Source organism: Modestobacter altitudinis (genome assembly GCF_005930475.1).
Lineage (GTDB): Bacteria > Actinomycetota > Actinomycetes > Mycobacteriales > Geodermatophilaceae > Modestobacter > Modestobacter altitudinis.
The window spans coordinates 60370-68323 of record NZ_SJEW01000024.1; the positions used below are offsets into that span (position 1 = coordinate 60370).

The following is a 7954-nucleotide window of genomic DNA, read 5'->3' on the forward strand; positions in this document are numbered from 1 at the left end:
GAGATCTGAGCGAGCATGCCGAGGCTTCGGCGGGGCTCGTGCCGTGTCCCAGGGTACCGCGCAGCGCTCCGCGCCCGGCCCCGTCCAGAGGCTCGCCCCGAGCCTGCGAGGGGTGAGGAGGACGGGGTCCTTCATCGCAGGGCGGTGGTGGTGCGGAAGAGCAGCGCGGGTCCCCGCGCGGTCACCGGTCGGCCCGCCGGCACGAAGGCCGACGAGCCCCGCTCGAGCACGATCTCGCCGTCGGAGGCGGTCAGCACGGCGGTGCCCTCGGCGCAGAGCAGCACCTGCGGCCCGCTGGTCGTCAGCACGCCGGGGTCGACGTCGACCTGCACCCGGGTGAGGTCGAAGTCCTCGACCGGGACCGGGTAGCGCAGACCGCCGCGACCGAGGACGGGGTGCAGCACGGGCACCTTGCCGTCGGTGAAGTCCAGCACCTCGATCAGGGCGGCGAGGTCGACGTGCTTGCTGGTCAGCCCGCCGCGCAGCACGTTGTCCGAGCTGGCCATGACCTCCACCCCGGCACCGCACAGGTAGGCGTGCAGGTTGCCGGCGGGCAGGAACACCGCCTCACCGGGGGCGAGCCGGAGGTGGTTGCACATCAGCGAGATGACCACGCCGGGGTCGCCGGGGTAGGTGTCGGCCAGCGAGGCCGCCCAGCGGTAGGTGTTGATGAACTCCGGGTCGTGCGCGGCCACGAACGCGGCAGCCTTGTCGGCCACGGCGCGCACCAGTGACTGCCGCCGCCGGGCGGACAGCGCGAGCAGCTGCGGGATCGCCGCTCGCAGGCCACCCCGGGCCAGCGCCGCGATGGTCGGCTTGAGCTCGGGCAGCTGCAGCTTGGCGAGGCAGTGCAGCGACTCCTCGACCGGCCGGAAGCCGCACAGCGCCTCGACCTCGGTGATCGCGACCAGGATCTCCGGCTTGTGGTACGGGTCCTTGAAGGTGCGGGTCGGGTCGATGCTCGGGACACCGGCCGCCTCCTCGGCCGCGTACCCGGCCTCGGCCTGGGCGGTGGTCGGGTGCGCCTGCAGCGACAGCGGCCGGTCGGCGGCCAGCACCTTCATCAGGAAGGGCAGGCGCGGGCCGAACCGCTCGTGCACCGCCGGACCGAGCAGCCCGTCCGGGTCCGCGGCGATCGCCGAGTCGAGGCCCGTGCCGTCGGCGAGCACGCTGGGGGCGTCGGGGTGCGCGCCCATCCACAGCTCTGCGTACGGCTGGTCAGCGGGCGACGGCAGTCCGAGGAGCTCGGGGATGACGGTGTGGCTCCCCCAGGGGTAGTGCCGCACCGGGCTCTTGAGCTGCCACATCAATGCTGAGGCTACCGGCGTGGAGGTCACGGGTCCGATGGTCGTGCACTCAGCGCCGCAGCGGGAGCCCTGCGGGGGTCATTCACCCCGCCGGGGCAATCGCGTCGTCGGGTGCCGCCGTGCCGCTCCGCCGGATGTCCGGCTCCAGGTAGATCACCCGGGCGATCGGCACCGCCTCGCGGACCCGCACCTCTGCCTCGTCGATGGCCCGGGCCACCCCGGCCGCCGTGTCGTCGTGCCGGACGGCGATCTTGGCGGCGACCAGCAGCTCCTCCGGCCCCAGGTGCTGGGTGCGCATGTGGATCACCGACTCGACACCGTCGCCGGCGGTGAGGGCGGCCACGATGCGCCGCCGGGCGTCGGGGGTCGCCGACTCCCCGAGCAGCAGGCTCTTGGTCTCCACCGCGAGGATGAAGGCGACGGCGACCAGCAGCAGCCCGATGGCGATCGTGCCCAGCCCGTCGAAGACGACGTTGCCGGTGATCGAGGACAGCCCGACCCCCAGCAGCGCCAGCCCCAGTCCGGTCAGCGCCGCGGTGTCCTCCAGCAGGACGACGGGCAGTTCGGGTGCGCGGGCGTGCCGGATGAAGGCCCAGTAGCTCTCCCCCGGCACGCGGACGGCGTTGGTCTCCTTGACCGCGGTGCGCAGCGAAAAGCTCTCCAGGCCGATGGCGATGACCAGGACGCCGATGGCGATGAGCGGGGACTCCAGCTCCTCGGGGTGCTGCAGCTTGTGCACGCCCTCGTAGATGGCGAACAGGCCACCGACGCTGAACAGCACGATCGCGACGATGAAGCTGTAGATGTAGCGGTCGCGGCCGAAGCCGAACGGGTGGTCAGGGGTCGCCGCGCGCTTGGCGCGCTTGCCCCCGATGAGCAGCAGCACCTGGTTGCCCGAGTCGGCGAGCGAGTGGATCGCCTCAGCCAGCATCGACGAGGCGCCGGTGATGAGGAACGCGACGAACTTCGCGATCGCGATGCCGATGTTGGCGGCGAGCGCGGCCAGGATCGCGGTCGTGCCGCCGCCGTGCCCCCCGGACTCACCGGGGTGCTCGCTGGAGTTGGACTGTGCGGTGGCTGTGGATTCGCTCATGGCCGTCCCATCATGAGTGCAGGGACCGCTCGTGGTCCAACGCGAGCGCGAGGTAGACGGCGCTGAAGTCGGCGACGGCCAGCTGCCGGGCCAGCCGGGCCAGCCGCGGGTACCGCTCGGGCTCGCCGTGGTCGGCGAGGCCGCTGACCGGCACGTTGGCGTCGGCGGCGATCCGGAGCAGCTCGGCCATCGCCTCACCGGCCGAGCGGGGCTCGCGCTCACCGCCGTCGTGCGCCGCCGCGTCGGCGTCCCGGATGGTGATCAGCCGCAGCCGGCGTCCGGTGTCGTCCGTCCGGTCCCGGAAGAAGTCGTCCTGGCCGGCCTCGGGCGCCAGCGGACCGGCCAGCACGGTGCGTGCGGCCACCCGCTGGTCGGGCAGCCGGAAGGTGGTGGCGGGCAGGCCGGCGAGGGTCGCCAGCTGGTCGGCGACCCGACGGCCGGCGGCTCCGGCGAGCGGGCCCTCCGCGGCGATGACCGGCAGCGCGTCGAGCAGCGCGAGCGCCAGCGTCTTCGCCGGGTTGACGAAGGACTCCCGGGCCGGGCCGCAGTCGGCGGCGATCTCGTCCAGCGCAGCGGCCACCGCCTCGGTGTCGGCGGCGTCGGCGGGGAGCAGCCCGAGCTCGGCGGACAGCAGCAGCATCGGGGTGAGCAGCGACCACAGCGTCGTGTGCTGCACCCGGGAGGAGGGCAGTGGCACGTACGGCGCCCGGGCGCTGGCGCAGGCGGCGTGCAGCGGCGCGCCCTCGGCCCCGATGCCGACCACCGCCACGCCGCGGCGGGCCGCCTCGTAGGCCGGCGCGACCGCGTACCGGCCCGCGCCGGTGCGGGTGGCGATGACGGCGACGTCGGAGGGCCCCATCCAGACCGGCAGCTCCGGGCCGGGGACGACGTCCACGGTCACCGGGCTGGCCGACCCGAGCAGCGCGCGCAGCACCGAGGCGGCGATCGCGCCCTCCCGGCGCGCCACGATCACCAGCCCCCGCGGCCGGCCGCCGGAGGTCGCCCGCGCGAGTCCGGCCTCCTCGGTCAGCCGGGCGGTCTCCCGCACCTGCGGACCGGCGCCGGCGACCGCGGGGAGCAGCCCGCGGGGGTCCCGGGCGCGCAGCAGCTCGACGTCGTCCAGGACCTCCTCGGCCAGCTCAGGGGACGTCATGCCGGTCGCTGCCGGGCCTCGTCCAGCAGCAGCACCGGGATGCCGTCGCGGACCGGGAAGGCCCGCGAGCAGGTCGGGCACACCAGCTCGCTGGCCTCGACGTCGACGGTCAGCGCGGTGTGGTGGGTGTCGGGGCAGGCCAGGATCTCCAGCAGCGCCGGGTCGATGCCCAGCGTCTGCGGTCCGGCAGCTCGCGTGTCCTCGGTCATGCTCGCACCATCTCCAGCACCTCGTCGCGCAGTCCGGCCATCCGGGCCGCGTCCGGCGCCTCGACGTTGAGCCGCAGCAGCGGCTCGGTGTTGCTCGCCCGCAGGTTGAACCACGCGCCGTCGGGCAGCGACACGGTCAGCCCGTCGAGCTCGTCGAAGGCGACGCCCTCGACACGACCGTAGGTCTCCCGGACCGCGGCCACCCGGCCGGCCTGGTCGGTGACGGTCGAGTTGATCTCCCCGGAGGCGACGTACCGCTCGTAGGCCTCGGTCAGCTCCGACAGCGGCCGGGACTGCTCGCCCAGCGCCGCCAGCACGTGCATCGCGGCGAGCATGCCGGTGTCGGCGCGCCAGAAGTCGCGGAAGTAGTAGTGCGCGGAGTGCTCACCGCCGAAGACTGCGTCGGTGCGGGCCATCTCCTCCTTGATGAACGAGTGCCCGACCCGGGTGCGCACCGGTGAGCCACCGTGCTCGCGGACGATCTCCGGCACGGCACGGGAGGTGATCAGGTTGTGGATGATCGTCGTCCCGGTGCCCTTGGCCAGCTCGCGGACGGCGACCAGGCCGGTGATCGCCGAGGGGCTGACCGGCTCCCCGCGCTCGTCGACGATGAAGCAGCGGTCGGCGTCGCCGTCGAAGGCCAGCCCGATGTCGGCGCCGTGCTCGCGGACACCCGCCTGCAGGTCGACCAGGTTGGCCGGGTCCAGCGGGTTGGCCTCGTGGTTGGGGAAGGAGCCGTCGAGCTCGAAGTACATCGGCACGACGTCCAGCGGCAGGCCGGCGAGGACGACCGGCACGGTGAACCCGCCCATGCCGTTGCCCGCGTCGACGACGACCTTCAGCGGGCGGATGCCGGAGAGGTCGACCAGCCCGCGGAGGTAGCCGGCGTACTCGGCGACGAGGTCGCGGCTGCTGACCGTGCCCAGCCGCTCGGGCCCGGGCACCGTCGCGCCGTCGAGGAGCTGCTCGGACCGCTCGCGGATCTGCACCAGCCCGGAGTCCTGGCCGATCGGCGCGGCACCGGCCCGGCACAGCTTGATGCCGTTGTACTGCGCCGGGTTGTGGCTGGCGGTGAACATCGCCCCCGGCATGCCAAGCGACCCGGCGGCGAAGTACAGCATGTCCGTGGAGCCGAGCCCGGCCTCGACGACGTCGACGCCGCGGGACAGCACGCCCTCGGCGAAGGCCCGGGACAGCGGCACCGACGAGTCGCGCATGTCGTGGGCGGTGACCACGGCGCTCGCGCCGGTCTCCGCGTGCACGAACTCGGCGAAGGCGGCCCCGATGGCGCGGGCCACGTCCTCGTCCCACTGTTCGGGGACCAGGCCCCGGACGTCGTAGGCCTTGATGATCGACGACAGGTCGGACAAACAGCTCACCCTCGCACTCGCGGTCCCCGCGGCCCGGAGTGGCAGCGGTCAGACGACCCTAACGGCGAGCGCGGCCCCCCTGTAGGGACCCGACCCGACCGAGCGAGGGTCGGGGGGTGAGGCCCCCTTCCAGGGGCCCGCTCTGAGCCTGCGAAGAGTGGGGAGGAAGGGGGTCCTTCACCTTCCTCAGGGGAGGTTGGGCAGGATCCGGAGGTGCCCGCGGCGGGTGCCGCTGCCGTCGTCCGCCGGGTCGCGCAGCGGCTCGGGGCGGGCCGCCTCGCGGACCGCGTCGGCCAGCGCGAGCAGGTCGTCCCCGGTCGGGCCGAAGTCCTCGGAGTCGATCTCGTGGCGCACGACCTCCCAGCCGCGCGGCACGGTCAGCCGCTCGGCGTGGAACTCGCACAGGTCGTAGCTGTGCGGCTCGGAGTAGGTCGCCAACGGGCCGACGACGGCCGTGGACTCCGCGTAGACGTAGGTCAGGGTCGCCGCTGCCGGTTGCGCGCAGCCGCTGCGCGAGCAGCGACGTGACTGCCTCACCACCGGTTCCTCACGCTTGGCACACTAACCCCGCGCCCGCGCATCCGGGAGGAGGCGCACCGAAACGCGCACGCGTTCCCAGCGACCCCCAGGAGGCGCCCGTGGCACCGACCGACGGCACGGTGCTGGTGCTCGGCGGGCGCAGCGAGATCGGCCTGGAGCTGGCCGAGCGGCTGGTCCGCCGCGGGGCGCGGCACGTCTGCCTGGCCGCCCGGCGCAGCGCCGAGCTGGACGCCGAGGAGGCCCGGCTGCGCGCCGCCGGGGCCACCTCCGTCACCCGGCTGGAGTTCGACGCCGACGACCTGACCGGCCACGAGCAGGTGCTCACCGGGGCACTCGCCGCGCAGCCGCCGGTGACGGTCGCCGTCCTCGCCTTCGGCGTGCTCGGGGACCAGGCCCGCGCCGAGGACGACGCCGCGCACGCCCTCGCCGTCGTCACCACCGACTACCTCGCCCAGGTGTCGGTGCTGACCCACCTCGCCCGGCTGATGCGCGCCCAGGGGCACGGCCGGCTCGTCGTCTTCTCCTCGGTCGCCGGCGTCCGGGTGCGCCGGGCCAACTACGTGTACGGCTCGGCGAAGGCCGGTCTCGACGGCTTCGCCAGCGGCCTGGCCGACGCGCTGCACGGCACCGGCGTGCGCCTGCTGCTCGTGCGCCCGGGGTTCGTGATCGGCCGGATGACCGAGGGCATGTCCCCGGCACCGCTGTCGAGCACCCCGGCACAGGTCGCCGAGGCCGTCGCGGACGGGCTGGCCCGGGACCGGGACGTCGTCTGGGTGCCCGGGGCGCTGCGACCGGTGTTCGCCCTGCTGCGGCTGCTGCCCCGCGCGGTGTGGCGCCGGATGCCCCGGTGAGGCCGCAGTCCTGCGGCCGCCCCGGCCGGACCGCCGCCGCTCCGGCGAGGCCGTAGGCTCCAGCCGCGATGGACCGTTCCCCCGCCCGTACCCGGCGCGACCGCCACGGCCGTGGCCTGCGCGGCCGCCTGGTCCCGCCCACCGTGCCGCTGTCCCGCAGCCGTGCCGAGCAGTTCGACGACCTGGTGCTCGACGCCGTCGAGGACCTGGAGCGGCGCTGGGAGCGCGAGCTGGCCGGCGTGGAGTTCGCCGTCGAGGACGTGCCGTGGGTCGACCACACCAGCCCCGACGAGGTCGTACTGGACGCCGACGTGCTCGAGGACGGCAGTGTGCCGTTGGCCCGGGTGCTGCCCGCCCACCGCGAGGGCGGCCGGGAGCACCCCGCCCGGATCGTCGTCTACCGGCGGCCGCTGGAGATCCGCGCCGCCGACCGCGACGACCTCGCCGACCTGGTCCGCGACGTCGTCGTCGACCAGGTGGCGGTGCTGCTGGGCCGGGACCCCGAGGAGATCGACCCCACCGCCTAGCAGGAGGACCCCGCTCCAGCGGGTCACCGGGTGGTGACTGACATGCTGGACGCCGATGAGCGCACCGAACGAGACGCCGCCCGGGCGCCACGCCCGCCGATGGCGGTGGTGGACGGGGGCCGCGGTCGGCGTCGCCGTGCTGCTGGCCGCCCTGGCCGTGCTGGCGCTGCTGCCGCGGGCGGCGAGCGCCACGGCGAGCCTGACGGTCACCCCGCGCACGGACGCCGGAGCGGCCGCAGCCCTGCTGCTCGCCGACCGCTACACCGCGCTGGCCGGCTCGACCGCCACGCTGCGGACCGCCCGGGACGGTGCCCCCGCACTGGCCGACGTCGGACTGGACGACCTGGCCGAGGGCACCCGTGTCACCCGGACCGACGGCGCCACGATCGCGGTGCGGGTGACGCTGCCCGACCGGGACACCGCCGCCGCGACCGCCAACGCGGTGGTGGACACGCTGGTCGCCGAGGGCAGCGACGAGGCCCTGGTCGACGTCGGCCGCGGCGCGGAGGCGACCGCGTCCCGCGCTGTCCCCTCCCCCGACCTGCCCCGGTGGTCCGTCGTCGCGCTGCTGGTCGCCGCGGCGTGCGGGCTGACCGCCGCGGCGCTGGCCGGGCGCAACGGACGTGGCACCGCGACCTCCCGGGCGCCGGTCGCTGGCGGCACCGCCCCGGCGGCCGACGACCTGCCCGGTTTCCTGGAGCACCCGCCCGGCTCGGTCCCCGCCCTGCGCGCGGCGCCCACCGTCCCGGTGCGCGCCGCCGTGGCCGACGCACCGACCGTGGCGTCCGCCACCGGGGCGACCGCGGTGACCGGCACGACGGCGCTGCTCACCCGGCACGCCGCCACGGCGGCGACCGTCGTGACGGTGCTCGTGCTGGTCGGTGTCGCCGTCCTGGTCGGGGGG

The 7954-nt window shown here is 75.0% G+C and carries 8 protein-coding genes and 1 pseudogene; 3 read left to right on the forward strand and 6 right to left on the reverse strand.

The window, feature by feature from the left end:
• Nucleotides 1–131: 131 nt before the first annotated feature.
• From manA to FHL79_RS11290, 6 genes are all read right to left on the reverse strand, one after another.
• The gene (gene manA / locus FHL79_RS11265; RefSeq protein WP_138758692.1) at nt 132–1307 is read right to left on the reverse strand and encodes a mannose-6-phosphate isomerase, class I; all 1176 of its coding nucleotides are present in this window, start codon (nt 1305–1307) and stop codon (nt 132–134) included.
• An 82-nt stretch (nt 1308–1389) separates the two neighbouring features.
• On the reverse strand, nt 1390–2400 hold the full coding sequence (locus FHL79_RS11270; RefSeq protein ID WP_138758693.1) for a cation diffusion facilitator family transporter: 1011 nt from the start codon (nt 2398–2400) through the stop codon (nt 1390–1392).
• A 10-nt stretch (nt 2401–2410) separates the two neighbouring features.
• Nucleotides 2411–3553: an SIS domain-containing protein gene (locus tag FHL79_RS11275; protein WP_138758694.1), complete on the reverse strand. Its 1143-nt coding sequence runs from the start codon at nt 3551–3553 to the stop codon at nt 2411–2413.
• Nucleotides 3550–3762 (reverse strand): Trm112 family protein, encoded by a 213-nt coding sequence (locus FHL79_RS11280; RefSeq protein ID WP_171058117.1) that lies wholly within the window; start codon nt 3760–3762, stop codon nt 3550–3552. Before FHL79_RS11280 ends, FHL79_RS11275 begins: the two co-directional genes overlap by 4 nt.
• On the reverse strand, nt 3759–5132 hold the full coding sequence (locus FHL79_RS11285; RefSeq protein WP_138758695.1) for a phosphomannomutase/phosphoglucomutase: 1374 nt from the start codon (nt 5130–5132) through the stop codon (nt 3759–3761). Before FHL79_RS11285 ends, FHL79_RS11280 begins: the two co-directional genes overlap by 4 nt.
• A 186-nt stretch (nt 5133–5318) precedes the next feature.
• Nucleotides 5319–5669 carry a DUF3499 domain-containing protein gene (locus FHL79_RS11290; RefSeq protein ID WP_138758696.1) on the reverse strand — a complete coding sequence of 117 codons (351 nt, stop codon included), beginning with the start codon at nt 5667–5669 and terminating at the stop codon, nt 5319–5321.
• Nucleotides 5670–5770: 101 nt separating this feature from the next.
• On the opposite strand from FHL79_RS11290, the gene dprE2 reads away from it, so the two are divergent.
• The 3 genes and pseudogenes from dprE2 to FHL79_RS11305 all read left to right on the forward strand — a co-directional run.
• The gene (dprE2, locus tag FHL79_RS11295) at nt 5771–6523 is read left to right on the forward strand and encodes a decaprenylphospho-beta-D-erythro-pentofuranosid-2-ulose 2-reductase (protein ID WP_138758697.1); all 753 of its coding nucleotides are present in this window, start codon (nt 5771–5773) and stop codon (nt 6521–6523) included.
• A 68-nt stretch (nt 6524–6591) separates the two neighbouring features.
• Complete coding sequence (locus FHL79_RS11300) at nt 6592–7050, forward strand: metallopeptidase family protein (RefSeq protein WP_138758698.1); 459 nt, start codon at nt 6592–6594, stop codon at nt 7048–7050.
• A 55-nt stretch (nt 7051–7105) separates the two neighbouring features.
• Nucleotides 7106–7954: pseudogene (locus tag FHL79_RS11305) on the forward strand (hypothetical protein); the annotation flags it as partial.

What these genes read in the sequence shown, in the direction of transcription:
- manA (WP_138758692.1), bottom strand. Translation starts at nt 1,307, where the DNA reads ATGTGGCAGCTCAAGAGCCCGGTGCGGCACTACCCCTGGGGGAGCCAC.
- FHL79_RS11270 (WP_138758693.1), bottom strand. Translation starts at nt 2,400, where the DNA reads ATGAGCGAATCCACAGCCACCGCACAGTCCAACTCCAGCGAGCACCCC.
- FHL79_RS11275 (WP_138758694.1), bottom strand. Translation starts at nt 3,553, where the DNA reads ATGACGTCCCCTGAGCTGGCCGAGGAGGTCCTGGACGACGTCGAGCTG.
- FHL79_RS11280 (WP_171058117.1), bottom strand. Translation starts at nt 3,762, where the DNA reads ATGACCGAGGACACGCGAGCTGCCGGACCGCAGACGCTGGGCATCGAC.
- FHL79_RS11300 (WP_138758698.1), top strand. Translation starts at nt 6,592, where the DNA reads ATGGACCGTTCCCCCGCCCGTACCCGGCGCGACCGCCACGGCCGTGGC.